Here is a 25,289-nt window from a genome sequence, read left to right as displayed (position 1 = left end):
CGGGCCGATCGATGAAAGGCGGGCGCCCCCGGTGCCGCAAGGCAGGCGGACGCGCCCGATGATTGAACTCCGAAATGCGGCGGAAGGGCGACGCACGATCATGTCATCGAACACGATCGCGTGGCCGCCCCCGCTTCTACCAGACGCCGCGCGCGACCCAGACCAGGATCACGCCCAGCACCGCCGAGCCGAGGCCGATGAGCCGCATCCGGTCCGGCGGCGTTTCCGCCGCGCTCCGCAAGGCATCCTTCGCCAGATGCGGAACCGCAGCGAAGAGAATGCCCTCGATAGCGAAGACCAGGCCGAGCGCCGCGACGAAATCAAGCATCCGCGTCGCTCGCCATGATCAGGGCCGTGCCGGCGCAGGCTGCGCAGGTGTCGCCGAAGCGCCCGCCTGGCCGTCCTGACGCTGCGCGTTCGGGCCGTTGAAATACCGGAAGAACGGCGAATCCGGCGACAGAACCATCCGCGTGTCCCCCGGCTTGATGCTGGCTTCATAGGCCTGCATCGAGCGGTAGAAGGAGAAGAACTCCGGATCCTTGCCGAAGACCTCGGCGAAGACCTTGTTGCGCTCCGCCTCGCCCGCGCCGCGGATCTCGTCGGCGTGCTGCTGCGCCTCCGCCACGATCACGGTCGAGTCCCTGTCGGCCCGGGCGCGGATCTCCTGCGACTGCTGGCCGCCGAGCGCGCGGGCTTCCGCCGCCTCGCGCTGGCGCTCCGTCTGCATGCGCTGGAACACCGCCGCCGAGTTCGCCGCCGGCAGATCGACACGCCGCAACCGGACATCGACGACGGTCATGCCGAAGCGGGCCGCCTCCCGGTTCACGTCGTCGCGGATGCGGTTCATCAGGCGCGAGCGCTCGGTGCGAACCATCGCCGTGAAGCTCGCTTCCGCCAGCACCGAGCGAACGTTGCCGTTCACGATCGAGGCGAGCTGCGAGTTCGCCCGCGGGATGTTGTTGACCGCCTGGTAGAAGCGCAGTGGGTCCGAGATACGGTAGCGCGTGAAGGCATCGACCACGAGACGCTTCTGGTCCGAGGCGATGATTTCCTGCGCCGGCAGGTCGAGATCGAGGATGCGGTTGTCGAGGATCGTCACCGTCTCGAAGGGCGCCGGCAGCTTGAAGTACAGCCCCGGCTGGGTCGCGACGGTCCGGACGCGACCGAACTGCAGCACGATCGCCGACTGCGTCTGCGAGACCACAAAGGTCGAGGCATAGAGCACCACGGCAATGATGACGGCGGCGAAGAAGAGCACGCCGCGCAGGACGGGAGAGTTCATCGCTGAGCCCCTCCCTGCTGGCCCGGACCCGGGCGCCGTTGCTGGAGCTGGTCGAGCGGCAGGTAAGGCACGACGCCCTGCCCGTTGCCGGTCGAGTCGAGGATGATCTTGTCCGTCCCGCCCATCACGCGTTCCATCGTCTCCAGGAAGAGACGCTCGCGCGTCACGCCCGGAGCGTTCTTGTATTGCTCGTAGACCGCGTTGAAGCGGCTCGCCTGACCGCGCGCCTCGGCAACGGTCTGCTCCTTGAAGGCTTCGGCCGCCTGCGTCAGCTGCGCCGCCCGGCCGCGTGCCTCGGGCACGACGCGGTTGGCATAGGTCTGCGCCTCGTTGCGCAGGCGTTCCTGGTCGGCGCGGGCCGCCTGGACGTCGCGGAAGGCGTCGATGACCTGCTGCGGCGGATCGACCTTCTGGAGCTGGACGAGGCTGATGCGCACGCCGGCATTGTAACCGTTGAGCGTCTCCTGCATGAGCTGGCGCACCTCGGCCTCGATCGCGCCGCGGTCTGTCGTCAGCACCGGCTGGATATTGCGGCGGCCGATGATCTCGCGCATCGCGCTCTCGGCCACGGCCTTCACCGTGCCCGGCGGATCCTGGATGTTGAAGACGTAGTTCTCGGGCGCGGCCGGGTCGATCTGCCACTGCACGATGAAATCGATATCGACGATGTTCTCGTCGCCGGTGAGCATCAGGCTCTCCTCGATGACGTCGGTCTGGCGCGAGGTGCGCACCGATTCGACCGTCCGGAAACCGACCTCGGTGGTGATGACGTTCGTCACCTGCGGCTTGACCACGCTGCCGACCGGATAGGGCCAGTTCCAGTTCGGTCCCTCGCCGGTCTTGCCGATGAAGCGGCCGAAACGAAGATTGAGGCCGACCTCGTTGGGCCGCACGAAATAGACACCGGACAGCATCCAAACCGTGATCAGGAGTAGCAAGCCGAGAAGCAGGCCGCGCCCGCCGATATTGCCACCGGGGACCAGGTTCTTCAGCCGGTCCTGGCTGCGACGCAGGATTTCCTCGAGGTCGGGCGGGTTGCCATTGCCCCCGCCGCCACCTGAACCGCCGCCCCAGGGACCGCCGCCGCCGCTACCTCCGCGCTGACCCCAGGGACCTCCCCCGCCGCTGCCACCGCCGCTCTGATTGCTCCAAGGCATTCGCGAGCCGTTCCCTTTCGTTCTATCGAGGCCAAGCCATAAGCAAATGACGGCCGCTTGTCAGCGCCTTCGGTCGAAGGCGCTGGGCTGACTTGGTCATGGGCCATGGATTCGTCAACGGCGCAAGCCATTCATCGTGAACGGAAAGCGGCGATCAGCCGCGTCGGCCATAGGTGACGAAGGTATAAGGATGGTCGTTCTCGGCGTCGGCAGCGTGGCTTTCCCGCGCCGTCTCGACGAAGGCATCCTCCTCCCAATGCGGGAAAACAGCGTCGCCGGCCGGCTGCGCATGGACCATGGTGAGTTCGAGCCGGTCGGCCAGCGGCAGCATCTGCGCGTAGATTTCAGTACCGCCGCCGATGATGACCGCATGGGCGCCCATCTCCCGGCCGAGCCCTTGCGCCAGCGTCAATGCTTCCGCCACCTCATGGGCGACATGGACGCCCTCGGCGCGAAATTCACGATCCCGCGTCAACACCACCGTCTGGCGCCCGGGCAACGGCTTGCCGATCGAAAGATAGGTCTTGCGCCCCATGATGATGGGGCAGCCGGTCGTCAGCCGGCGAAAGCGCTGCATGTCGGTCCTGAGCCGCCAGATCAGCTTGTTGTCGTCGCCGATCACGCCGTTATCGGCGATGGCTGCGACGAGGACGACCGGAAGAGACGGCATCGGCTCAGCCCTCCGCGCCGAGCTTCGCCAGCGCCTGGCCTTCCAGCCGCTTCACCGTCCACTCGTCCTGCGCCGTGGCGCCGAGCGCCCGGTAGAAGACCCGCGACGGCTCGTTCCAGTTGAGCACCCACCAGGCAAGGCGCGGCAGCTTCTCCGCGACACAGCGCCGCGCCAGCCCGGCGATCAGCGCCTTGCCGATGCCGCGCCCGCGCTGGTCCGGCCGCACGAACAGGTCTTCCAGCCAGATGCCGTGCCGGCCCGAAAAGGTCGAATAGGTGTAGAACCACACCGCGAAGCCCACCGGCTCGCCATCCCATTCGGCGATGTCGCAGAAGGTCTTCGGATTCTCGCCGAACAGCGCGGCCTCGATCTCGGCCTCGGTCGCGACGACCTCGTGCAGCAGCTTCTCGTATTCGGCGAGTTCGCGGATGAAGGCGAGCACGAGCCCGGCCTCGCCGGGACGGGCGGAGCGGATGGTGAGGGTCATACTGCGATCGGAGCCTTGATGCCGGGATGCGGGTCGTAATCGGTAATCGTGACGTCCGCGAACTGGAAATCCTCCAGCCGCGTCACCGCCGGATTGAGCGTCAGCTTCGGCAGCGCGCGCGGCTCGCGCGAAAGCTGGAGCCGCGTCTGATCGAGATGGTTCACATAGAGGTGAGTGTCGCCGAAGGAATGCACGAACTCTCCGACGCCAAGACCCGTCACCTGCGCGACCATATGGGTCAGCAGCGCGTAGCTCGCGACGTTGAAGGGTTTTCCGGTCACCCCCGTTTTGAGCAGATTCGCTATTATGGCTACGTCTCCCATTCTAGGAAGGGCGAAGGAATCAGAGAACGCACGCATTCCCGCTTACACCACGACTAGGGCTTGTGCACATGGGTTGCCCGGCGCGCCCTACATAGCGCTGTAGCCGGGCAACCCTTGTGTGCAAGGCCGGGTTCACTAGCTTCGCAAGATTGCTGTTATAGTGATCCCTCTCCGCAAAGCGGCCGATAGGAATGCGATATCTTGGCCCATAGCGGCTGTTGGGAAGGTCTGCTTCTAGGCAATCTGGTTCTTCCGCAGGCTACGGCATGTGAGATGCGGCGGGATCGTTGGATTGAAGCCCAGCTGTCGAAATGCTGCGGCGTGCCCCCAGCCCGGAGTGCTTCTCGTGGCCTTCCAATTTATGCTGGGAGGGGCCTCGGGCCATGGTTTTGGCCACGGACCTCGCATGTTTTGGGCTCGGCTTCCGGCCGCTGAAGACTTGGCCACTGTCCAATCTAATGGCAGGCAGAGCAGCCGGCTCTGCTCCAGCTTGCCCGCGTCTACGCTGCTGGCGACCAATTGAAGGCTCGACCAGAAAGCCTAACACTTGCGATTCTGTTCCCGGAACTGTCGTGGTGTGATGCCGGCGATCTTTCGGAAGGCACGGGTGAAATGTGCCGGGTCCGCGTAGCCGCAGGCGAACGCGATCTCGATGATCTTGGCATCCGTTCCGCGCAGGAGCCGCGCGCCCTTGTCGAACCGGGCTGCACCGAGAAGATCGGAATAGGATAGCCCGGCATCCGTGAGCTTCCGCTGAAGGCTCCTGCCGCTGATGCCGGCCATTTCGGCGATTTCGGCGACGGTCGGGACCCGTTCCCCCAGATAGGAGGGCAGCATCAATCTGAGCGCGTCGATCATGTCGCTTTCAGGAGGCTCTCCCTCGTCGGCCGGCGGCAAGGTCGGTCGCTCGGTCATGAGGTTGGGAAGGCTCAAGAGCGAGATCGGCACATCGATCCAGGAAGCCGTCTGCCCGGAGAGGAAGCGGGTCGCCGGCCAGCAGGACCGGGTCTCCGGGCTCGGTGCGTACCGCGCCTCGAATGCCATCGTCGCCGGCACCCAGTTCGGCCCGGCGAACTGGCGGACGATATGGATGGGAAAGATGTTCTGGAGCCACTGCGAGTGCTCGAGACGGGCGATCCCGGTCGTGCCCAGCAGCCTGCTGCATATCTTCACATGGTCGTCGGAGCGCTCGAGCCACATGCTCAGAACGTTGTCTTCGAGAGATGTCCATCTGCAGGTTTGTTGCAGCGCAACGAGCAGCGTCGGGGCATAGCCGATCACGGCCCTGAGCTTGTCGCTGAGATGACAGAACTGCAGGTTCTTCGATGCCTGAAACCCGATATCCGGGATGCCCTGCGTTCTTTGAGCGGCTTCCGCGAAATCGACGGCGCGCAGCAGCGGGATGAAATGGTCCGGATTTTCCTCCAGGGATGTCGGCAGCTGGAGTTTCGCCAGAAGCGGCGCCGTGGCGGCCCCGATCTCGTCATGAATGATGGTGAACGGAAGGAGGAATTGGCATCGGGTAAGAGGAATTGTGCCCACAGTACTTGCCCCCCGGCTGTGGAATGAACCGTCGTGTGTAGCTAGGTTTTCTCCGGGATCGCTATGTCAACGATGCCATAAAAGGTCCGCAGATTTCCGATCGCGCACGGTGCAGAGGCCTGGTCTTGGCGGCTCCGAACGATATCTGGCCCGTTTTGATTCTGGCGTCTGATGGCCAGACGGCGGCCGTTTTCAGCTCTTGAATAGCGTCGCCGTTCGAACGGGGTCTCAAAGCCCCTCATGTCTGCGACCTGGCGATGAAGTCCGTCAAGATGCCCTCCCGAGAGGCGGTGCAAGCCGTGATCGCCGCGTCGCTGCAACAGCATGGCGCATCCCTTCAGGATGCCGCAAGAGAGCTGCGCGTCAGCGCGCGCTCGCTGCAGCGCCATCTCGCCGAAATGGGCACGAGCTACCGCGAGATGGTCGCGCAGATGCGCCTCGACACGGCCTGTCACCTGCTGACCGAATCCAGCGAGCGCATGTCGCAGATCGCCCTGCGCCTCGGCTATTCCGGTCCCAGCAGCTTCAGCCGCACCTTCATGCGCATGATGAAGATTCAGCCTGCCACCTATCGGCGGCAGCGCGGCAGCGCCGCTGCGCTCCGCCACGGAAACGCGAGCTTCGGCCGCTCTCATTGAACAGCCGACTTGGCGCGAGATGGCAAGACACCCCTTGCGAACTGGCGCGAAAAGAACAGCGAGAGCCTCCGTCGTCGGGATGTCGCTGTCGACGCCGATCGACCAGGCTGGGCTGTGGGGGCATGATGAGGAGGAGCGCGCGCGCTTGGGCGTCGGAACGCATTTGGACCGCTCGCACGATTATTGCGAGTTCGCCCGGCACTAGCCTTTCGATTCTCCGCCGAGAGGCGGAGAAATGGCTAGCCGCGCATGGAATGCGCGGCTCCCTTGCCGCCGCTGCGATCTGCGTCGGGACAACGACCTTCGCAGCCGACCTGACGCCGCGCGCAGCAACGCCGCTGCCGCAGGTTCCGAGCTGGACCTATGTCGCCATGCCCTATGCCTGGCTGCCCGCTATCAACGGGTCGACGACGATCAAGGGCCGGACGACCGATATCAATGCCGGTATCGGCGACGTCCTGGACAGAAAGATCCCGGCGCAGCTCTTCGGCCTGATGGGCGCCTTCGAAGCCCGGAACGGCCGCTTCGCCGTGATGACTGACCTCACCTACATGAAACTGGGCGCAGACGGCGGCGCGGCCCGTCCCCGCAGCGTCCATCCCCTCGTCGGCGGGGGATTGGCCGCCTTCGCGACGGTCCAGTTCGAGATGGTCATCGCCGAAGCCGCCCTGGGTTACGAACTCGTCCGTTGGCAGGGCGCGGGCGCCTCTGAAACGGCGATCGACCTCTATGGCGGCGGGCGCTTCTGGTGGCAGAAGGCCGAGGCGGAGCTCGGGCTGGCTGCAAGCCTCACGATCGGCGACCTCACCTTCGCCCGCGGACGTGCTCTCGCCGATTCCGGCGATGTGACATGGCTCGATCCGATGATCGGCCTGCGCCTGCGCCACCGGTTCACGCCCCAGACGGACTTGGTGCTGCGCGGCGATGTCGGCGGCTTCGGCGCCGGCAGCAAATTTTCCTGGCAGGCCATGGGTTACGTCAACTGGGAGTTCGCCCGCACCCGGAGCGTCGCCTGGAGCGGCATGCTCGGTTACCGGGCGCTCTATGTCGATTTCTCCAAGGGCTCCGGTCGTTCGCACTACGAGTACGACATGCTGACGCATGGGCCGATCGTCGGCCTGACCGCGCGGTTCTGAGATCCGCGCCATCTCGCGCAATCTGAAAGAGGGGGATAGACATGTTCCGCAACCTGCTGATCGCAGCGACTCTGGGTATGACCTTCGCGCTGCCGGCGCACGCCCAGACGGCCCTAAGCGCCTATGCCGACGACAAAGGCTATGTCGACGTCCAGAAGCTGACCTGCGCCCAGCTCGCCGGGACCTTCCAGGAAGACGCCGACATGCTGACCGCCTGGTATAGCGGCTGGTACAACGGTCTCGCCAAGAAGCATCTCCTCCAGGTCAAGCGAGCGAAGGAGGCCGAGCACGAGATCATCCAGTACTGCAAGGCCAACCAGGACAAGAAGGTCATCGAGGCGATCGCCGTCGTGTTCAAGGACATGCGCGCCAAGCTCGGGATCAAGATGAAGCCGTAGGCTCAGCGCGGAAGCGACGTCCTCGACGTCATCGATCCCGGGGCGGGCATGGCCCATTCGTCAGCCGCAACGGTGGCTGCAGCATCACAACAGCAGGAGAACCGCCCATGAAAGCCCTGATCCTGGCCTCCGGCATGATCGGACTGGCATTGATCACCATCCCGGTCGAAGCGAATGCCGTCGTCTGCGCGCGCGGCGTCGTCAGAGCCGGCTGCGTCGGCCCCAACGGGGCCGTCGTTGCAAGACGACCCGTTCCAAGGGCAGTCGTGGTCAGGCCGGCTGGCGCCGTCGTCGTCAGGCCGGCGGGTGCTGTGGTCGTCCGGCCGGTGCCGGTTCGCTGTGCTATCGTGAACGGCCGGAGGGTCTGCCGCTGATACGCCAGCGGATCCTGAAATGGGGGCTGGCCGATGAGAGCTTCAAGAGCTGCGCCTGCAATAGGCGCGTTGCGGAAACGATGCATCACCGCCAAGCGCTTCGGGCTCGGCGTGTCGTTCGCCGCAGCGTTCGCTCTCGCGGCCTGCGGTGCGCGGCCCGAGACGGGTTTCCTCGCACCGGTCACGGAGGTGCATCTCGGCTCCGCTACGCGCCATCATTGATCGTCACAGAATTCGGTGCGGCTGACCAGGTGGCAGAAGCATCCGAGACGAGCGTGCGTTGGCCGGCCCCTATAGACAGAGGCCTATCTCGAAAAGGGGCGCTGAATGAGCAAGAGGGACCGCCCGTCGGCGTCCGATGCGGGACATGGCCGCGGGACATCCCGACCGGCCGGAATGTATCTGGCATTATTGCTGATCCAGACGATCGCAGCCTCTGCGATCATTGCTGCGATCCAGAGCGCCTTTCGTATCGTGGCCGATGAGGTCGGAGTGCTGCACCGGATCCCGGGGGCAGCTCTGACCGCGCTCATCGCCGCGATGGCCGTGTCCCAGGCCGCCTATTGGTATCGGTTTTCAAGGATCGAGCTCCCCGACTGGAAGCACGTTGTCCTCGGGCATTGCCTGGGGTTTGCAAGCCGCCTCAGCTTCATTTTCGGAGGCGCGATGTTCAGCCTGTTCTTCCTGCGGCATGCCCCTGAACTGATTTCGTTCCAGACGGGCGTGCCGCTGCTGACGCGGACCGCGATCATGCTGGCCGCGCTTTTCTGCCTGTATTGCTACGCCTTGGAGCTGGACCGGCTCGGAGCAAGGCTGCAATCGTCCGCGGGAGATGGCTAGGGCGGCCGGACCGCGCTGGCCTCGGCGATCCGGACAGTCGAAACCCCGGTCGATCGGCCGATTGCGGCATGCTGCACAGTTGCGCTTCGAGAGGGAACCCACGCACGGGTTTGGCGCGAAATGGCAAGACCGGCGGGGGCGACGCAGCTAGCCTCGATGAAGTGTGCTCGGTTTCACGTGCCGGCATGGTTTCCGGTTCGCTGCATGTGGGCGATGGAGCGCATGTGACCGGGCCGAGCCTGTTGCTTTCGCCGGGGACCACCCTGTTCTTCGATCCTCTCCTTTTGCTGTCCAGGTGATGAATGGCTGCCAGAACATCTGAGAGAAAGACCATGATGCTGTCTGGAATGCTCCGGCCTGCCGCGCTGGCCGTTGCCGGGTTGCTTGCGACGACGCTGGCAGCGGCTGGCGAAGAGAAAACGCCAGGCTACAATCACAAGATCCCCGAAAAGATCATGACGCCGGATGCGGTGGAGACCCGCTTCGGCACCCTGAAATTCTTTGACGGCATGCCGGACAAGGCAACGGTCGAGCGGCTCTATGACAATCTCGACGTCCTGCGTGGCGTCGAGACGTTCCTCAACGGCGTCCCGGCCACATCGATCGAGGGCTTGCGTCTCGGCCATCTCGATCTGGGCGCGGACACGTCGAACAAGGTGATCCTTCTCGACCAGCTGATGGACTCGGCGCCGCTGTTCCTCACCGGCAATACCGATACCGTCTATGGCAGCGCTTTTCTTCACCTGGGAACGGACGGGCCGACGGTCGTCGAGATTCCCGCCAGGACCGGTCCCGGCACGGTCAATGACGCCTATTTCCGTTTCGTGACCGACATGGGCGCTCCGGGGCCTGATCGCGGCCGGGGAGGCAAGTATCTGATCCTCCCACCCGACTATAAGGGAGATCTCAATCCGCCCGTCGGTGGCATGGAGGCCGAGGTCGAAGGCGAAAAGTACTTCGTCTCGAAATCGACCAGCTACGTGAACTGGCTGATCCTGCGCGGCTTCCTGGTCGATGGAAAGCCCGACGCGGCCGTGGCTTCCTTCAAGAACGGGTTGAAGATCTATCCGCTCAGCAAGCGTGCCAATCCGCCGAAAATGGAGTTCATCAGCGGGTCGCGGAAGTCCTGGAACACGATTCACGCCAATAATTTCGAGTTCTACAAGGAGCTCCACACCGTCATCGATCGTGAACCGACTTCGATGCTCGATCCCGAGCTGCTGGGGCTGTTCGCTTCTATCGGCATTGAAAAGGGCAAGCCCTTCGCCCCGGACGCCCGGATGAAGAAGCTGCTGACCGAGGCCGTCGCCGTCGGCAACGCGACCGCCCGCGCGATGATCTTCCGCCCGCGCCTCGACGGCTTCCATCTCTATCCGAACAGCGCCTGGGGAGCGGCCTTTGTCGGCGGAAGCTATCAGTGGCTTCGCGACGGCGGAAAGGGTGGGCGTTACCTCGACGCGCGGACCCTGTTCTTCTACCAGGCGACGGTCAACACACCCGCCATGGTCGAGCAGATGATCGGGGCCGGTTCCCAATACGCCTATGCCGCTACGGACCGGAACGGCGACTATCTGGACGGCGCGAAGACATACAGGCTGCGCATTCCCGCCAATCCGCCGGCGAAGGATTTCTGGTCCGTGGTGGTCTACGATCCGCAGACCCGCTCGGAACTCCAGACCGGACAGACCTTCCCGAGCAAGAACAACAAGCGGGACAAGCTCATCGCGAACGCCGACGGCTCGATCGATCTCTATTTCGGCCCGAAGGCACCGGAAGGCAAGGAAGCCAACTGGATCCAAACCGTCGCTGGCAAGGGATGGTATACGATTCTTCGGCTCTATGGGCCGCTCGAACCCTGGTTCGACAAGAGCTGGCGGCCGGGCGAATTCGAGCCGATCAAGTGACGGGCTTCTGTTCGAGCTGATGAATAGGCGGTTGGTCTGGACCTGGCGTCAAAAGCGAGCTCGCTGTTTGCAGTTTTGAAGCCAGGTCCATCGGCGCGTCGTGCCCGAGAGGCCCGGTTCCGGCGTCAAGCCGGTGCCGGGCATGCTCGTTTTCGCAGATGACCGTTGCAAGCGCATGGCTGCCATAAAGGACGCGTGGCGCGGCCTTCACACGAACGACGTACAAGCTGCCCTTCCAATGCTTCAACGGCGGGGCGAGCTTACCTTCGTCCCGAAAGCGTAGGCTTGATGACGAGCCTTGGCTTGAGACACGGCCCCACGGGATTACAGATCGAGCGCTAGGCATGTGCGATGCCGCAATAGGTCCGCTTTCCGGCCGAATGCTTTTGTCAGCTTTTGGCGCGTTGCGACGGTCTGGGGGCAATCGACCAAGGAGAGATCGCGGATACGATGATCGAGTTGCTTTGGTAGGCCTTCTGATTGTGTTTCGGCGTGCAAGTTTGACCCCATGAGGCGGGGGATCGGCGTCCAACTTTGACCCCCTTGAGCCGGTTTCGGTGAGACTGTCCGTCCTGGTTTCGGATGGGCGGGCGGGGGATGAAGGGCGTGGATACGATTGCGCGGATCCGGCGCGAGTTTTCGATCCGCGGGAAGACGATCAAGGAGATCGCCCGCGAGCTGCACGTCTCTCGGAACACGGTGCGCAAGGTGCTGCGCTCTGGCGCGACGTCGTTCGAGTATGAGCGGAAGGTTCAGCCGCAGCCGAAGATAGGGCCCTGGCGCCCTGAGCTGGATCGGCTTCTGATGGCGAACGACGGCAAGCCGGCCCGCGAGCGCCTGACGCTGATCCGTCTTTTCGAAGAGCTGCGGGATCTCGGCTACGAGGGCGGATACGATGCCGTTCGTCGCTATGCGCGAGGCTGGCGCCGCGAGCAATCCGCCGTCACAGCCGACGCCTATGTGCCTTTGAGCTTCGCGCCCGGCGAGGCCTACCAGTTCGACTGGAGCCACGAGATCGTCGTCATCAATGGCGCCACGACCCAGGTGAAGGTGGCGCATGTCCGGCTTTGTCACTCGCGCATGCTGTTCGTACGGGCCTATCCGCGCGAGAGCCAGGAGATGGTCTTCGACGCCCATGACCGCGCCTTCGCCTTCTTCAAGGGCGCCTGCACGCGCGGCATCTACGACAACATGAAGACCGCTGTGGAGACGATCTTCGTCGGCAAGGAGCGGGCCTATAACCGCCGCTTCCAGCAGATGTGCAGCCACTATCTGGTCGACCCTGTCGCCTGCACGCCAGCCTCGGGCTGGGAGAAGGGGCAGGTCGAGAACCAGGTCGGGCTCGTGCGCGAGCGCTTCTTCGCCCCGCGCCTGCGGGTCAAGAACTACGACGAGTTGAACGCCTGGCTGCTGGATCAGGTGCTTCGCTACGCCAAGGCCCACCGCCATCCGGAGCAACGTGACCGCACAATCTGGGAGATGTTCGAAGCCGAGCGCCCGAGCCTGGTGCCTTACGCGGGGCGGTTCGACGGCTTCCACTCACTGCCAGCCTCGGTGTCGAAGACCTGTCTCGTGCGCTTCGACAACAACAAGTACTCGGTCATCGCGAGTGCGGTCGGGCGCCCCGTCGAGATCCGCGCCTATGCCGATCGGATCGAGCTGCGCCAGGACGGGCGTATCGTCGGCGAGCATCCCCGCTGCTATGGCCGCGACCAGACCATCTACGATCCCTGGCACTATGTCCCGGTACTGGCTCGCAAGCCGGGCGCCCTGCGGAACGGAGCGCCCTTCAAGGACTGGGTCTTGCCCGGTGCGATCGACCGGGTCCGGCGCAAGCTCGCGGCCGTTCAAGACGGCGACCGGCAGATGGTTGAGATCCTCACCGCGGTGCTGAGCGACGGATTGTCCGCCGTCGAAGCCGCCTGCGCGGATGCTCTGCGGCAAGGCGTCCACTCCGCCGACGTGATCATCAACATCCTGGCCCGGCGCCGCGAGCCGGCGGCAGCGATCACGATCATGACGCCCGATGCCTTGCGCCTGCACCATGAGCCTGCCGCCGATTGTGCCCGCTACGACAGCCTCAGGAGAGCCGTGTGATGGAACGCTCGGAGATTCTTGCCACCATGGGCGAGCTCAAGCTCTATGGCATGAAGGCCGCCTACGACGAGATCATCGCCTCGGCGGTGAAGCGCCAGCACGAGCCGCAGCGCGTCGTCGGCGACCTCCTCGCCGCCGAAATCGCCGAGAAGCAGGCTCGTTCGATCAAGTATCAGATCACCATCGCCAAGCTACCGCTCGCCAAGGATGTCGCCGACTTCGCCTTCGACGGAACCCCGATCAACGAGACCCTCGTTCATGATCTCGCCGGCGGCAACTTCCTGGCGCACCAGCGCAATGTTGTCCTCGTCGGCGGGACTGGGACCGGCAAGACCCATCTCGCCATCGCGATCGCCCGGGCATGCATCCGTGCCGGTGCTCGAGGCCGCTTCTTCAACGTCGTCGATCTCGTCAACAAGCTCGAGGCCGAAGCCCGCACCGGCCGCCAGGGCCGCATGGCCGATTATCTCGCACGCATGGACTTCATCGTCCTCGACGAACTCGGCTATCTGCCCTTTGCCCAGTCCGGCGGACAACTGCTCTTCCACCTGGTCAGCAAGCTCTACGAGCAGAGCTCCGTCATCGTCACCACGAACCTCGCCTTCGGCGAATGGCCGTCCGTCTTCGGCGACGCCAAGATGACCACCGCGCTCCTCGACCGGCTCACCCATCACTGCGACATCGTCGAGACCGGCAACGAGAGCTGGCGCTTCAAGAACAGGCTCTGAGTTCCCCGCACACCACCGATCCGGAGTCGGCGCGGCTGCGCAATCCAGACCAGCTCCGCCGCGCCGCCTCCTCGCCGCGAAGCATACTCAAGGGGTCAACATTGGACGCCGATCGGGGGGCAACTTTGCGGGCCGTTTGACACCCGGTCGCTTGCAGGTTACCGAGCCGGCTTTCGAATTGCTCTTCGGTGATGCCAAGTTTCAATGCCGCGTCGGGAATGTTGGCTACGACGACGGTCTCAAATGCGGTCTGAAACCGGCGTACGGTCTGATCATAGAGCAGCCGCGTCGCCCACTTTTGCTGATAGCCTTGGCTGACACCAACGGTATGTTGGCCTAGGGCCATGCCAGCCATCAGCCTCCCGTCATTGCACAGAGCAGCGTGCAAAAGGACACTAGGCCGAAGCATTGATGGCGTAAGTTTGAGAACTTCAAGCCCTGGCGTATTGCCTGCGAAGCTCTTAAACCAATTCGTATACCAGTGCGGCGTCATAAGCTGGACTCGACTACCGCACCTCATCAAAAACAAACGATCCTCGTCGGCCGTAGCGCTATCGGGGAGCTTTTTCCCAGCTGAAAGCAACCAGTTAATGGCGCGCACAGAGAGTGAATCTTCAGGCAGATCGACGATGATTGGCTTGCCCTCTGCCTTGGCTTTATGGCCGGTGATGCGGCTGTGCCCCTCAAGATCGCTGACTTCTATACATTCGCGATCAAGTGTCCGGCCAACTGCCACATTGGCGCCGCTGTCAAGGAGATAGAGCGTGAGCACCGAGCCAACGGCGTCGTTGTCCGGAATTAGCATTGGTTGGATCGTCTGCAGACCGCCGTAGTGGAGGTAGCGCTTCGCGAAGAACTGACCGTAGTCCGGATCTGGCGAACTCAAGAGCGGAGGGATTCCGCCGCGCAGTTGGTCTATAAGCGCTAGGAAGTTGGCCACCCCCCGCTCCACCTGATCGTCCGAAGCTTCTCGGCCTGGAAAAAGATTGTGAACCAGCATCGTCCGCTGGTACTTATTGAGGTAGTTGCCAAGGTAGGCTGCTTCGAATTGTGCACTGTCGATCGTGGCTTTCGAAATGAGCTCCTGCCCCCGATCATGCATGGAAGCGGCTTCCTCAACGAAAGCCCAGGCACGAGCCCTGAGCTTCTCCAGCCGACGCTCCAGAACCATTCGGACCGCCTCCGCCGGATCATCTGGCAAGGCAGCTCCAGTATTCAGTGCTTGACCTATGCTACCGAAGAAAGGTTCGGAATCGCCGGATCCCATATCCAGGCCCAAACGCTTACAAGAATCTTCGAAATGCGCGCGAGCGAAGGCCACATAGTCCGCTGTGTCTCGAGCTGAGAAGGTGACTTCAGCGACGCTGGGACGATGTAAAGCCTGCCGGCGCGCATGCTTCACGCCGGGGATCGGCGTTGCAGTACCTGGTACGACTCCTCCGGAAGCCAGTGCATCCAACGCTGTGCGGAGCCTCGTTATGGCCGAATCCACACTGTTTTCCGTCAGAGTCCCGTTGGCTACCCCCATCAGTAGGTGATCGCGGTGGGCGAACAGGGCATCCTCCCATTCGCCGGCGGCGCTTACACGTCCATCTTTTTGCGCCTCAGCGACAACCGCCAAGCAGTTCGGGTTGTCGCTTTCCCCAATCCAAATCAGTACATTCAAGAGCGACAAGTAGATGTGCTTGGAAGAAGGTTCCGCCAGCCCAGATATCACCTGCTTGAAACGTGTCGCAGCGCGCTCCGTGAACCTCGAACCCCATGTTGGCAAAAGATTGCTGAACGGGAAGACGCGGCCGTGAAAGTACGGATCGATCTTGCTGGCTTTCACATTTTCGGCAACCCTACTCTGGGCGTCAGCAATTACTTTCGCGAATATGTTTTCCCGAAGCCTCGACACGGGGACGCCCGAAGCTGCCGACAAAGCAGTTAAGCTGATGTTTTTTCGATCTTTGGACAGTTCCGGGCCGTGCTCGAGCGCAACTCGGACACGATCAAGCTCTTCCTGTCGATTCGCCGGCAAGTAGTTCTCTCGCTTCGCACGAGCGTCGTAGTCCTCGATCAATGCCCGAATTTCCGGGTACCGCGTCAAGAAAGTCCCACCCCGCAGACCGAACTGCGCGGCAAATGCGGCGCGATCTATTTTGCCGTCGCGAACGCCCAGTTCCCTGCTCTCATAGGATCTTGCAAGCCACTCCCGCATGCTAGAAAGAAGGCGCATAGGGCCTGTAGCTGCCCCGAGCCTCCGCTCGAATTCCGCGAGGATATCGATGTGCCTCGTGAGCGCCGGTCGTGCGCAGGCGAGCATGCCGGCATAGTGTTTGCGGCTAATTTTGCCACCCCGGCTCAAAGGCACCATGCCAGCCTGAGTGTCAGCTTCGAGGAGAGCACGTAGTCTATCGGCCAAACTGCCGCGCTCGCTTTTGTCAGATCCCCAAATATCGAGTTGCTCGGCCATCGCTGAACTCAGACCGCGACGTCTGCCTTGATAACCGCGTGTGGCGAATAGCCCTCGACCTCAAAGTCCTCAATCCGATAGTCATCGATGCTAGCAGCGTGCCGCTTCAGGCGCATTTTCGGCAATGGACGCGGGTCACGGGTCAACTGCTCTCGAGCCTGCTCAAGGTGATTTAGGTAGAGATGCACGTCTCCGCCGAACCAAACAAAACTACCTAGGTTCAATCCCGCTTGTTGCGCTATCATCAATTGAAGGGCGCAGCAGTTTACCCAGTTGAACCCTACGCCAAGGAGCAAATCTGCTGACCTTTGGAAGCAGAGAGAATTCAAGCGACCATCGGAAGTGACATGATATTGATAGACCATATGGCAAGGCGGCAGCGCCATTTGACCTAGCTCGGCGACGTTCCAGCCGTGGAACAACATTCGACGACTCGATGGATTATTACGTAATGTTTTGATCAACTCTTCAATCTGATCGTGCTCACGACCATCAGGACCCAGCCACCGACGCCATTGCTTGCCGTATACGGGACCTAAATCACCCCACTCTCTGGCAAACTCGTCATCCTCCGCGATGCGCTTCTCGAACTCGGACTGATCGATGTCTAGCCCGGTTTCGCGGCGATATTTGGCTAGCGGCCAGTCCGTCCAAATTCGTACATTCTCGCGTATCAACGGCTGGATGTTGGTCTGCCCGGTCAAAAACCAGAGCATTTCCTTCACTGCCGTTTTCCAGAAGACACGCTTGGTTGTGAGAATCGGGACTGTCCCGTCCGACAGATCAAAACGGGCCATCGCGCCAAATATGGACCGGGTACCGACTCCAGTACGATCTAGCCTCTCGTCGCCGTGCTCTAGCACGCTCGAGAGAAGGTCGAGAAATTGGTACTCCGCGTGCCGCCCACTCATTCCTGCCTCCTGCAGCTGCACGACATCTGTCGCAGCTACCCATACTTTCCTGAGCAGACTTACTTCACTTGAGGGCAATTGATCAAGTGCCACTGGAAATCGTAAATTGGGCACCAAATATTCGGTCAGAAAAATCCCAATAATAATTCCAGCTTGGGATTTTAATTCAGCGGAAAATCGCCCGAGAAATCAGGATTTATATTATAAAAATAGGAAAAAATCATAAAAAACAAAATGATAACCAAAATTCTTATAACGAATTACCGAATTCCAAATTCAAGCTAAGGCGGCAAGTCCAATTTTTACCGAGGATTTTTTATTCCGATTTTCACCCGCGCCGCATCAAAAATGCTGGCAGATAGCCACCCGCGAAGCCAATCGAGATTTGGCTAAAACTTCTGCCGCGGCCGCTCCCTCGACGGGAGCTTCAATCATTCATTGATCATAGCGCTATGCTGCACGCTGCTCTGGAAATCCCCGCACGTGCCGAGAAAACCATTCATTGAAGTGCGCTGCTATGCCGGAAACGAAGGGCACGCCGAGGAAGACGTCGGCCGAGCGCTGGTAGAGCTGGCAGGACAGCTTCCCGTTGGCCACGAAGAACTGGAACAGGCAGTGGCAGGGCGCCAGCGCCATCTTCGGGATATCGGCCGGGTTCCAGGCCGAGACGATCAGCCGGCGCGAATCCGGATTGCGGCGGATCTCGTTCACCAGCCAGGCGATCTGGTCGATCACCTGCCCGTCGGGCGCCGCCCAGGAACGCCACTGCCGGCCATAGACCGGGCCGAGATCGCCATTCGCATCGGCCCATTCGTCCCAGATCGTGACGCCGTTCTCCTGGAGATAGCGCACATTGGTGTCGCCGCGCAGGAACCAGATCAGCTCGTGGATGATCGATTTCAGGTGCAGCTTCTTGGTCGTGACCAGAGGGAATCCTTCCGACAGGTCGAAGCGCATCTGATGGCCGAAGACGGCGAGCGTGCCGGTGCCGGTGCGGTCGTCCTTGCGGACGCCCTCGGTCAGGACGCGTTGGAGCAGGTCGTGATACTGGCGCATGGCGACTCTCTGGAAGGCGCGCGACTATAGCGGCTCGCGATCCGCTTGGCCCGGCCCGGCCGGCAGGCATCCCCAGCGTTTGCGGAAGCCCCTGCCAATCCATGGCGGGAGCCTTGCCACCTCACGCAAACGCGACGATCCGTGAGATGGCTTCTCCGCAAACCCGCCCCAATCGGCGCCATTCATCGCGCGCTTGATTCGTGGGGATAGTCGATATGCCGACCCTGAACGTAACCGGCCGCCTGCTGGTGGCGCTCGCTTTCAACGCCCTGATCGCGCTGTCGGCGCATGGCGAAGAGACCTATGCCAATGTGGCGATCTCGGAACGTCAGGCGCGCGACATCGCCTGGAGCGCCGGCCTCGTCCATGTCGAGGAGATCGTCCGTTACGACGATCGCTGGGAGGTCGCGGGGCGCACCGCCGAGGACGACGAAATGAGCCTCGAAATCGACATCAGGAATGGACGTATTCTCGATTGAGGCGGCAAAGCCGCAGTCTTTGTCGAAAACAAATGAGAACCCTTTCCCAACGCCCCGGCCTTCCCTATATTCGCAAGTGCCGCTCGCAAGAACGGCTATGGCGATAAACGGATCTCGAAATAAGCCTTTCGGACCCGGGGGCGGTACCCGGCGCCTCCACCAAAGCCCTGCTCAGGCAGGCGGCCTTGCGGCGAACCCGCAGGGCTTTGGCGGGGGCGAAATAGGATCGACGAGGGTGTAAAGGTTATCCTTTTGCTCGGCATGGTTCCGCCGTTATCGGGCCATTGCATAGTTGCCAACGACAACAATGCTCGGGTCGCCGTCGCCGCGTAAGCGGTGCTGGTTCCCAAACCAAAGCCCTTGCGCTTAGCCGCGTAAGGCGGGGCTCGGAGGCGCCTGGCAACAGAAGCCTCCACTTCTTTCTCTGACGGCCTGCCGGCTGTTCCCGCCGGAACGCAACAAGCGGAAACCACGACTCGATGTCCAAGGATGTTCTTCGTTACGACCTCATGGTTCAGGACGCGCTGAAGGGTGTGGTCCGCAAGATCCTGACGGAGGCCGCGCGCGACGGACTGCCGGGCGAGCACCATTTCTACGTGACATTCCGCACGGGTGCGCCGGGCGTGCGTCTGTCGCAGCGCCTGCGCGAGAAGCATCCCGACGAGATGACGATCGTCCTCCAGCATCAGTTCTGGGACCTCAGCGTCGGCGAGCACTCCTTCGAGGTCGGCCTGTCCTTCTCCGGCGTGCCGGAGCGGTTGCTCGTGCCCTTCGACGCGATCTCGACCTTCTTCGACCCGTCCGTCCAGTTCGGCCTGAAATTCGAGGCGCAGGATCAGGCCGAGGATGCCGCTTCCCAGGACGTGGAGCCCGCCGAGGCGCCGCCGGCGCCGGCGAAGATCGTGCCGGCCGCGCTTCCGGCCGCCAAGGGCAAGGCGCCTGCCGCCGAGCCTGCTGCCGCATCCGCGAAAGCGGAACCCGCTGCCGAAGGCGAGGACAGCCGGGGCGGTGCCGAAGTGGTCAGCCTCGATTCCTTCCGCAAGAAGCCCTGACGACGGACGCCACATGACCGAGACGCGCACCGAAACCGATTCCTTCGGCCCAATCGCGGTGCCGGCGGATCGATACTGGGGCGCTCAGACGCAGCGCTCCCTCGAGAATTTCAAGATCGGCGGCGAGAGCGAGCGCATGCCGCTGCCGCTGGTCCATGCCCTGGTGCTGGTCAAGAAGGCCGCGGCCCATGTCAACGCGAAGCTCGGCCTGCTCGACCAGCGCGTCGCCGGCGCCATCGCCCATGCGGCGGATGAAGCGCTCGCCGGCAAGTTCGACGGACATTTCCCGCTGGTGATCTGGCAGACCGGCTCGGGCACCCAGTCCAACATGAACGCCAACGAGGTTCTCGCCAACCGCGCCAACGAATTGCTCGGTGCCGGGCTCGGCGCCAAGAGCCCGGTCCATCCCAACGACCACGTCAATCGCGGCCAGTCCTCGAACGATTGCTTCCCGACCGCGATGCATATCGCCGCGGTGCTGGAGATCACCCGCCGCCTGCTGCCGGCGCTGCGCGGCCTCGAAAAGGCGCTGAACGCCAAGGCCGAGACCTTCAAGCATCTCGTCAAGATCGGCCGCACCCATCTCCAGGACGCGACCCCGGTCACGCTCGGCCAGGAATTCTCCGGCTATGCGATGCAGCTTCATCTCGGCATTGGCCGGATCGAAGCCGCGCTCGGCGGGCTCTATGCGCTGGCGCAGGGCGGCACCGCCGTCGGCACCGGCCTCAACACCCATCCCGATTTCGCCGCCTTCTTCGCCAAGGAAGCCGCGACGCTGACCGGCCTGCCCTTCCGCAGCGCCGAGAACAAGTTCGAGGCGTTGGCGAGCCATGGCGCGCTCGCCGCCGCTCATGGCGCGCTCGCCGCGCTCGCTTCCGATCTGTTCAAGATCGCCAACGACATCCGCCTGATGGGCTCCGGTCCGCGCTCGGGGCTGGGCGAGATCAGCCTGCCGGAGAACGAGCCGGGCTCGTCGATCATGCCGGGCAAGGTCAATCCGACCCAGGCCGAGGCGCTGACCATGGTCGCGACCCAGGTCCACGGCAATCAGGCGACGGTGGGCTTCGCCGCCAGCCAGGGCCATTTCGAGCTCAACGTCTTCAAGCCGGTGATCGCCGCGGCCTTCCTCCAGTCGGTGCGGCTCCTCGCCGACGCGGCGGATAGCTTCCGGGTCAACTGCGTTGAAGGCATCGAGGCCAACGAAGCCCAGCTCAAGGAGCTGCTCTCGCGTTCGCTGATGCTGGTGACGGCGCTGGCCCCGGCGATCGGCTACGACAAGGCCGCCGGCATCGCCAAGGCCGCGCATCACAACGGCACGACCCTGCGCGAGGAAGCGCTGAAGGCCGGCGTCGATGCCGAGCTCTTCGACGCCACGGTCAAGCCCGAGCTGATGCTCGGCCCACACTGACGCAAGGCAGGTCCAGTGGCCGAGATCATCAACCTCCGCCAGGCCCGCAAGCAGAAGGCGCGCGCCGAAGCTGAGAAGACGGCCGAGCAGAACCGCATTTCGTTCGGCCGGACCAAGGCCGAGCGCAAGCTGACCGAAGCCGAGCGCGACAAGGCCGCCCGTCATATCGACGGCCACAAGCTCGACCGCGACGACGAGCCGGAGCCGGCATGAGACCCGAGCGCAAGCGCTCGCTCAGCATCGCCGGCCACCGCACCAGCATCTCGCTGGAAGCGCCCTTTTGGGAAGCCCTGAAGGAGATCGCGGCGAGCGAGAACCGCCCGATCGCCGCTCTTGTCGCCGACGTGGATTCCGGCCGGGGCGAATTGAACCTCTCCTCCGCGCTGCGGCTCCACGCGCTCGCGCATTACCGCAAGATAGCCGGGAGCTCGTAGGCGGTGCGGTCAACGGTCGGCCTGCTCCCGATCGGAACCATCTTTGTCATTCCGGGGCTTCGCACAGCGAAGAACCCGGAACCCACGACCGGGCGAGCCGCCTGCAACGAGGAATGAGATGTCTCACCCAGTCGTGGGTTCCGGGTTCGCGCCTACGTCGCGCCCCGGAATGACAAGGGGGGTCTTCGTGCGGAACCAGCATGACCTGCAACGACCACGCCGCAACCCAAAAACCGTACCTATTCAATAACTTGCCACTAATCCCGGAATCAGGCCGCGGCGCGGCTGAATCAGCATCTCAACGCGCCGGCGTGCTGCGTGGCTGCGGCAGCGGCGCGACGCCGCCGGTCGGAGGCTGCACGGCGCCTTCCGGTGAGCTGCTGAGCGGCGCTCCCGGCAGGACAAGCGGGCCGGGCAGCGGCTGCGGCTGAGACTGCGGCGCTGCCGATTGCGCCGCCGCCCGCTCGGCTGCGGCACGGGCACGCTCCTCGGCTTCCGCCCGTCGGCGCGCTTCGAGTTCCGCCCGCGCCTGCTCGACGCGCCTGAGTTCCTCGGCGCGCTTCTCCTCGGCCAGGCGACGTTGCTCCTCGAGGCGGCGTGCCTCTTCCTGGCGCTTCTCCTCCGCCAGGCGGGCTTCCTCCTGCGCCCTCAGGAACTCGGCGAGCTTGCGCTCGTTCTCGCGCGTCTCGCGCTCGGCCCGCAGTCGCCTTGCATGCAGCGCCCGCTCGCGCGCATCCGCCTCGAAAGCCTCGACGCGCTCGATCTCGCGCGCCAATGCCCGCGCCGCCACCGTATTCGACAGCGCGCTGACATCGCTCTCGCGCCGGAGGTTCGACAAAGGCCCCCGCCAGGCGATGCCGATCTGCGGCGCATCGCCGGGCCAGCCCTTCGGGAGGGCACCGAGCGGTTTCAGACCGAGCCTGAGATCGGCCGTCAGCGCGCGCAGGTCGAGGATGCCGCTCGCCTCGGCACGCAATCCGTTGCGCTCGAATGCGAAGGGCTGGAGCCGGATCAAACCGCCGGCCAGCGTGAACGGCAGCGTTACGTCACCAAGCGCCCAGGCATCCTTGTCCAGCGCCTCGCTGAGACGGTCTTGCAGGCGCGATGCGTCGCTCTCGGAAGCATCCTCGCCGGTGCCGGCGATGATCCGCGCATAGGCGCTGGGGTCGAAGCGGGCGAGGCGCGTGGCGGTGAGCGCGAGGCTGCCGGCCCCGCTCAGGCCCGCGACCAGCCGCGCCGGAGTCTCGCCCGAGCCGCCAAACTCGATCTGCCCCGAGGCCTTGCCGCCGACTGCGCCCTTGGTCATCTCGCCGAGATCGACGGCCATCAGGCTGAGCCGCCCATTGAGCTGGGCCAATCCGCCATCGCGGCGCAGGCCGAGCCGCCCGCCGATCTGCCCGCCGCCATAGCTGCCGCGGATATCGTCGATCCTCAGCCCGTCCTGGTCCGAGCGCAGGGCGAAGCTGGCATTGCGGACCGTCCCGCCATCGAAGGCGGCAAGCATCCCGGCCTCCACCGCGATATCGAAATCGGGAAAACCCGCCACGCGCCCGAAGCGTGCTGTCGACCAGAGCGCATTCGGGGTCGTCGCCGCCTGCCCGAGCGCAGCGCCCATCAGCGGCCGCAGGTCGGCGGCGGGAACTGCGATGCGCCCGGAGGAGCGCCCCTCGCGCGGCAGCAGCAGCGAGCCATTCACCATCATGCCGCCGAGATGGGCGGTAATGTCGTCAAGCCGGATCGCCTCCTCGGCGATGCCAAGTCGTGCGGACGCATCGATCACGCCGTCCGGCAGCAGGCGCGCCGGTCCTTCTGCAAGAATCTGCCCCGGTCCATCGGCCTGCAAGGTCAGTTGCGGTCCCTTGCCGCCATCCTCGACGACAAGGGACAGCCCCTGCCCTGCGAGCGAGCCCGTTGCCTTGCCACGGTCCAGTTCGAGGTTAAACCGCCCCGCCCCGCCCTGCTGCGGCAATGGCAGCCCCAGCGCCGCGAAAGCCTGCCGCCTGTCATTGAGTTCGAAGCCGAGCGCGGCGCGGCTCCAGTTGCCGGCCCGGTCGAGCCGCCCGTCGAGCTTCAGCTTGCCTGCCGCAGCCGTGCCTTCCGCCGACAGGCTGGTTTCGCCCGAGGCCGCACGCGTCAGCCGGAAGCCGGTATCGAGCCGTGCGAGGCCTTCGCCAACGCGCTGGAGCGCCTGGGTCGCGGTCTCCGGCAGCAGCGGCCCGGCCAGCGCCGTCAATGCCTCGAAGCGCGGCGCACGGACGCGGCCGGAAATCTCGCCGCCCTCCGCCAGCAACGCACCGGCGCCCGTGACGGCGACGCCGCCGAAGCCATCGACCGACAGCCGGCTCAGCCGCCAGACATCGCCCTCGCGCCGGAGATCGAGATTGGCCGAGCCCGGCGGCGCGTTGCGGAAGCGCAGATTGGTGAGCGCGAGATCCAGCGCCACGTCGCGCTGCCGAAGCAGGCTCGAGAAGCTGTTACCCGGCGGGAGGGTATCGAGCGAGAGCCCGTTTACAGCCGCCTTGGCAGCGATCCGGTTCGGCGCGATCTCCCCGGAGGCATCGAGGCGCAGGCCCGACGAGCCCGCAACCAGCAGGCGCTGGAACCGGCCGCCGGTGCCCGTCCAGGCGCCGACGATATCGGCATCGATCCGCCCGAGCCGCGCGATGAAATCGGCCAGCGCCGAATCGAGCCCGGCCCGCGCCAGCACCAGCCCGACGCGCCGCGCATCGTCGGCCTTGAGATTGAGCCGTCCCGAGACCCCATTCCCATCGAGATTGCCGCTCGCGCCGAGCAGAGCCCCGGCGACGCGCACCGAAGCGGAAGCCTCGCTCAAGCCTCCGTCATGCAGATGCCCGCGCAGGGCCAGCGCCGAGAAATCCTCGCCGCGCCAGATCAACTGGTCGAGGTCGAGGTTGACGTCGAAAGCGCCGGGCAGCCCCTGCAACGCGCGCTCGAAGCCCTGCCGTTCGGCCAGCGCCGTCATCAGCGCATCGGCATCGAGCCGGCGCGCGCGCAGCGCCAGTGAACCCTTGCCGGTGCCGGGCAGGTATTGCCCGTCACCTTCCAGCCGCGCCGCGCCGCCTGCGAGATCGAGCATGAGCCCGGAAAGGTCGAGCTTCTGGCTGCCGCCCTTGACGCGCCCGGTCAGCGCGACGGCGCCGCCCGGTGAGAGATTGAAGGCACCGTCGAGCTCGGCGCCCACGCCCTCGGCACCCTTCGGGAACAACAGGGCGCCGTCAAAACCGAGCTGCAGATCCTCGCCGGTGAGATAAGCCTTCGTCCTGAGCCTGCCATCGGCCTCCATTTCACCGGTGGTGACGCGCAGCGACGCGCCTGCCACCTCACCCTCGAAGCGCCAGGGACCGGCAAGGCTCACCGCCGACATCTCGGCCGCGATCGGCGAGAGCATGACCGCGGGTTTCCCGGCCTCGCGCCAGATCATGGTCGAGCGGCTGATCGTCAGCCGGTCGAGGCTCGCCCCGGCCGGAATGCCCGTGCCGCTGCGCTCGGGCATGCGGATCACGCCCGCCTCGTCCAGCGAAAGCGAGATCGCAGCGCCCTCGAGCCGCGCTTCCGAGAAGCGGAACTCGCCGCGCGCCAGCGCCGCCAGTGCCAGCTCCACGGTCGCATGCTCGGCGCTGGCAGAACTCGCCGTGCCGTCAACCGGCCCGATCCGCACGTCCTCAAGCGCGATGCGCGGCGAAGGCAACAGTCGCAGGCCGATCGCACCGCCGATCCGCGTCTCGACGCCGAGACCCTCGCTCAACCGCGCCTCGATCTGCGGGCGATAAGCGCGCCAGTCGATGAAGCCGGGACCGATCAGGGCCGCCAGCAGCGCCAACACCAGCAGGCCGGCCAGAACTGTCAGACTCTCACGCAAATTCCGCTGCCTGCCCCTGTCGTGATGGTAGAGCG

The 25,289-nt window shown here is 64.2% G+C and carries 22 protein-coding genes, 1 other RNA gene and 2 pseudogenes; 14 read left to right on the top strand and 11 right to left on the bottom strand.

What is annotated here, in order from left to right; translation table 11 throughout:
* Positions 1–136 precede the first annotated feature (136 nt).
* The 7 genes and pseudogenes from AC6RIC_RS10280 to AC6RIC_RS10250 all read right to left on the bottom strand — a co-directional run bounded on the left by AC6RIC_RS10280 (position 137) and on the right by AC6RIC_RS10250 (position 5,347).
* Positions 137–328 carry a DUF2065 domain-containing protein gene (locus tag AC6RIC_RS10280; RefSeq protein WP_454656245.1) on the bottom strand — a complete coding sequence of 64 codons (192 nt, stop codon included), beginning with the start codon at positions 326–328 and terminating at the stop codon, positions 137–139.
* A gap of 18 nt (positions 329–346) precedes the next feature.
* Positions 347–1,282 (bottom strand): protease modulator HflC, encoded by a 936-nt coding sequence (hflC, locus tag AC6RIC_RS10275; RefSeq protein ID WP_454656244.1) that lies wholly within the window; start codon positions 1,280–1,282, stop codon positions 347–349.
* On the bottom strand, positions 1,279–2,439 hold the full coding sequence (hflK, locus tag AC6RIC_RS10270; RefSeq protein ID WP_499736091.1) for an FtsH protease activity modulator HflK: 1,161 nt from the start codon (positions 2,437–2,439) through the stop codon (positions 1,279–1,281). Before hflK ends, hflC begins: the two co-directional genes overlap by 4 nt.
* A gap of 154 nt (positions 2,440–2,593) precedes the next feature.
* Complete coding sequence (locus AC6RIC_RS10265; RefSeq protein ID WP_499736090.1) at positions 2,594–3,109, bottom strand: dihydrofolate reductase; 516 nt, start codon at positions 3,107–3,109, stop codon at positions 2,594–2,596.
* 4 nt (positions 3,110–3,113) lie between these two features.
* Positions 3,114–3,596 carry a GNAT family N-acetyltransferase gene (locus tag AC6RIC_RS10260; protein ID WP_499736089.1) on the bottom strand — a complete coding sequence of 161 codons (483 nt, stop codon included), beginning with the start codon at positions 3,594–3,596 and terminating at the stop codon, positions 3,114–3,116.
* Positions 3,593–3,871: pseudogene (gene thyA, locus AC6RIC_RS10255) on the bottom strand (thymidylate synthase); the annotation flags it as partial. The gene AC6RIC_RS10260 and the pseudogene thyA (AC6RIC_RS10255), both read right to left, overlap by 4 nt.
* A 588-nt stretch (positions 3,872–4,459) precedes the next feature.
* Positions 4,460–5,347 (bottom strand): helix-turn-helix transcriptional regulator, encoded by an 888-nt coding sequence (locus AC6RIC_RS10250; protein ID WP_499736585.1) that lies wholly within the window; start codon positions 5,345–5,347, stop codon positions 4,460–4,462.
* Between the two features lie 371 nt (positions 5,348–5,718).
* On the opposite strand from AC6RIC_RS10250, the gene AC6RIC_RS10245 reads away from it, so the two are divergent.
* The 8 genes from AC6RIC_RS10245 (at position 5,719) to istB (ending at position 13,576) form a co-directional block, all read left to right on the top strand.
* On the top strand, positions 5,719–6,099 hold the full coding sequence (locus AC6RIC_RS10245; protein WP_499736088.1) for a helix-turn-helix domain-containing protein: 381 nt from the start codon (positions 5,719–5,721) through the stop codon (positions 6,097–6,099).
* 254 nt (positions 6,100–6,353) lie between these two features.
* Positions 6,354–7,235, top strand: a complete 882-nt coding sequence (locus AC6RIC_RS10240) for a hypothetical protein (protein ID WP_499736087.1) — start codon at positions 6,354–6,356, stop codon at positions 7,233–7,235.
* 41 nt (positions 7,236–7,276) lie between these two features.
* A complete protein-coding gene (locus tag AC6RIC_RS10235) occupies positions 7,277–7,633 on the top strand; it encodes an HdeA/HdeB family chaperone (protein WP_499736086.1) in 357 nt (118 codons plus the stop codon).
* Positions 7,634–7,740: 107 nt separating this feature from the next.
* Positions 7,741–8,007, top strand: a complete 267-nt coding sequence (locus AC6RIC_RS10230; RefSeq protein WP_499736085.1) for a hypothetical protein — start codon at positions 7,741–7,743, stop codon at positions 8,005–8,007.
* 327 nt (positions 8,008–8,334) lie between these two features.
* A complete protein-coding gene (locus tag AC6RIC_RS10225; RefSeq protein ID WP_499736084.1) occupies positions 8,335–8,847 on the top strand; it encodes a hypothetical protein in 513 nt (170 codons plus the stop codon).
* Positions 8,848–9,179: 332 nt separating this feature from the next.
* The gene (locus AC6RIC_RS10220) at positions 9,180–10,751 is read left to right on the top strand and encodes a DUF1254 domain-containing protein (RefSeq protein ID WP_499736083.1); all 1,572 of its coding nucleotides are present in this window, start codon (positions 9,180–9,182) and stop codon (positions 10,749–10,751) included.
* Positions 10,752–11,348: 597 nt separating this feature from the next.
* Positions 11,349–12,848, top strand: a complete 1,500-nt coding sequence (istA, locus tag AC6RIC_RS10215) for an IS21 family transposase (RefSeq protein ID WP_499732769.1) — start codon at positions 11,349–11,351, stop codon at positions 12,846–12,848.
* A complete protein-coding gene (gene istB / locus AC6RIC_RS10210; protein ID WP_499732768.1) occupies positions 12,848–13,576 on the top strand; it encodes an IS21-like element helper ATPase IstB in 729 nt (242 codons plus the stop codon). Before istA ends, istB begins: the two co-directional genes overlap by 1 nt.
* On the opposite strand, the gene AC6RIC_RS10205 is transcribed toward istB, so the two are convergent.
* The 3 genes and pseudogenes from AC6RIC_RS10205 to AC6RIC_RS10195 all read right to left on the bottom strand — a co-directional run.
* Positions 13,560–16,034 carry a hypothetical protein gene (locus AC6RIC_RS10205; RefSeq protein WP_499736082.1) on the bottom strand — a complete coding sequence of 825 codons (2,475 nt, stop codon included), beginning with the start codon at positions 16,032–16,034 and terminating at the stop codon, positions 13,560–13,562. The genes istB and AC6RIC_RS10205 overlap by 17 nt on opposite strands.
* 8 nt (positions 16,035–16,042) lie before the next feature.
* Positions 16,043–16,945 (bottom strand): thymidylate synthase, encoded by a 903-nt coding sequence (gene thyA / locus AC6RIC_RS10200; RefSeq protein ID WP_499736081.1) that lies wholly within the window; start codon positions 16,943–16,945, stop codon positions 16,043–16,045.
* Between the two features lie 528 nt (positions 16,946–17,473).
* A pseudogene (locus AC6RIC_RS10195) lies at positions 17,474–18,001 on the bottom strand (thymidylate synthase); the annotation flags it as partial.
* Between the two features lie 215 nt (positions 18,002–18,216).
* On the opposite strand from AC6RIC_RS10195, the gene AC6RIC_RS10190 reads away from it, so the two are divergent.
* The 6 genes from AC6RIC_RS10190 to AC6RIC_RS10165 all read left to right on the top strand — a co-directional run bounded on the left by AC6RIC_RS10190 (position 18,217) and on the right by AC6RIC_RS10165 (position 21,374).
* On the top strand, positions 18,217–18,480 hold the full coding sequence (locus tag AC6RIC_RS10190) for a hypothetical protein (RefSeq protein WP_499736080.1): 264 nt from the start codon (positions 18,217–18,219) through the stop codon (positions 18,478–18,480).
* Positions 18,481–18,518: 38 nt separating this feature from the next.
* Positions 18,519–18,897: a transfer-messenger RNA gene (gene ssrA, locus AC6RIC_RS10185) on the top strand.
* 62 nt (positions 18,898–18,959) lie between these two features.
* Complete coding sequence (locus tag AC6RIC_RS10180) at positions 18,960–19,532, top strand: SspB family protein (protein ID WP_499736079.1); 573 nt, start codon at positions 18,960–18,962, stop codon at positions 19,530–19,532.
* Positions 19,533–19,545: 13 nt separating this feature from the next.
* Entirely contained in the window at positions 19,546–20,940 is a 1,395-nt protein-coding gene (gene fumC, locus AC6RIC_RS10175) for a class II fumarate hydratase (RefSeq protein WP_499736078.1), read from the top strand.
* Positions 20,941–20,955: 15 nt separating this feature from the next.
* Positions 20,956–21,153, top strand: coding sequence for a DUF4169 family protein (locus AC6RIC_RS10170; protein ID WP_499736077.1), 198 nt, complete (start codon positions 20,956–20,958; stop codon positions 21,151–21,153).
* Positions 21,150–21,374 carry a ribbon-helix-helix domain-containing protein gene (locus AC6RIC_RS10165; protein ID WP_454656181.1) on the top strand — a complete coding sequence of 75 codons (225 nt, stop codon included), beginning with the start codon at positions 21,150–21,152 and terminating at the stop codon, positions 21,372–21,374. The genes AC6RIC_RS10170 and AC6RIC_RS10165 overlap by 4 nt, the downstream gene beginning before the upstream one ends.
* A 298-nt stretch (positions 21,375–21,672) precedes the next feature.
* On the opposite strand, the gene AC6RIC_RS10160 is transcribed toward AC6RIC_RS10165, so the two are convergent.
* The gene (locus AC6RIC_RS10160) at positions 21,673–25,254 is read right to left on the bottom strand and encodes an AsmA family protein (RefSeq protein WP_499736076.1); all 3,582 of its coding nucleotides are present in this window, start codon (positions 25,252–25,254) and stop codon (positions 21,673–21,675) included.
* Positions 25,255–25,289 lie beyond the last annotated feature (35 nt).

It is taken from the genome of Allobosea sp. TBD101, assembly GCF_059817965.1.
This window is presented reverse-complemented; position numbering and strand designations above follow the sequence as displayed.

Coding starts and splice junctions, on each gene's coding strand:
- istA (WP_499732769.1), top strand. CDS start 11,349: ATGAAGGGCGTGGATACGATTGCGCGGATCCGGCGCGAGTTTTCGATC.
- AC6RIC_RS10265 (WP_499736090.1), bottom strand. CDS start 3,109: ATGCCGTCTCTTCCGGTCGTCCTCGTCGCAGCCATCGCCGATAACGGC.
- thyA (WP_499736081.1), bottom strand. CDS start 16,945: ATGAGTGGGCGGCACGCGGAGTACCAATTTCTCGACCTTCTCTCGAGC.
- AC6RIC_RS10225 (WP_499736084.1), top strand. CDS start 8,335: ATGAGCAAGAGGGACCGCCCGTCGGCGTCCGATGCGGGACATGGCCGC.
- AC6RIC_RS10180 (WP_499736079.1), top strand. CDS start 18,960: ATGTCCAAGGATGTTCTTCGTTACGACCTCATGGTTCAGGACGCGCTG.
- AC6RIC_RS10260 (WP_499736089.1), bottom strand. CDS start 3,596: ATGACCCTCACCATCCGCTCCGCCCGTCCCGGCGAGGCCGGGCTCGTG.
- AC6RIC_RS10235 (WP_499736086.1), top strand. CDS start 7,277: ATGTTCCGCAACCTGCTGATCGCAGCGACTCTGGGTATGACCTTCGCG.
- istB (WP_499732768.1), top strand. CDS start 12,848: ATGGAACGCTCGGAGATTCTTGCCACCATGGGCGAGCTCAAGCTCTAT.
- AC6RIC_RS10240 (WP_499736087.1), top strand. CDS start 6,354: ATGCGCGGCTCCCTTGCCGCCGCTGCGATCTGCGTCGGGACAACGACC.
- AC6RIC_RS10205 (WP_499736082.1), bottom strand. CDS start 16,034: ATGGCCGAGCAACTCGATATTTGGGGATCTGACAAAAGCGAGCGCGGC.
- AC6RIC_RS10220 (WP_499736083.1), top strand. CDS start 9,180: ATGATGCTGTCTGGAATGCTCCGGCCTGCCGCGCTGGCCGTTGCCGGG.
- AC6RIC_RS10245 (WP_499736088.1), top strand. CDS start 5,719: ATGAAGTCCGTCAAGATGCCCTCCCGAGAGGCGGTGCAAGCCGTGATC.
- hflC (WP_454656244.1), bottom strand. CDS start 1,282: ATGAACTCTCCCGTCCTGCGCGGCGTGCTCTTCTTCGCCGCCGTCATC.
- AC6RIC_RS10165 (WP_454656181.1), top strand. CDS start 21,150: ATGAGACCCGAGCGCAAGCGCTCGCTCAGCATCGCCGGCCACCGCACC.
- AC6RIC_RS10190 (WP_499736080.1), top strand. CDS start 18,217: ATGCCGACCCTGAACGTAACCGGCCGCCTGCTGGTGGCGCTCGCTTTC.
- AC6RIC_RS10230 (WP_499736085.1), top strand. CDS start 7,741: ATGAAAGCCCTGATCCTGGCCTCCGGCATGATCGGACTGGCATTGATC.
- AC6RIC_RS10280 (WP_454656245.1), bottom strand. CDS start 328: ATGCTTGATTTCGTCGCGGCGCTCGGCCTGGTCTTCGCTATCGAGGGC.
- fumC (WP_499736078.1), top strand. CDS start 19,546: ATGACCGAGACGCGCACCGAAACCGATTCCTTCGGCCCAATCGCGGTG.
- hflK (WP_499736091.1), bottom strand. CDS start 2,439: ATGCCTTGGAGCAATCAGAGCGGCGGTGGCAGCGGCGGGGGAGGTCCC.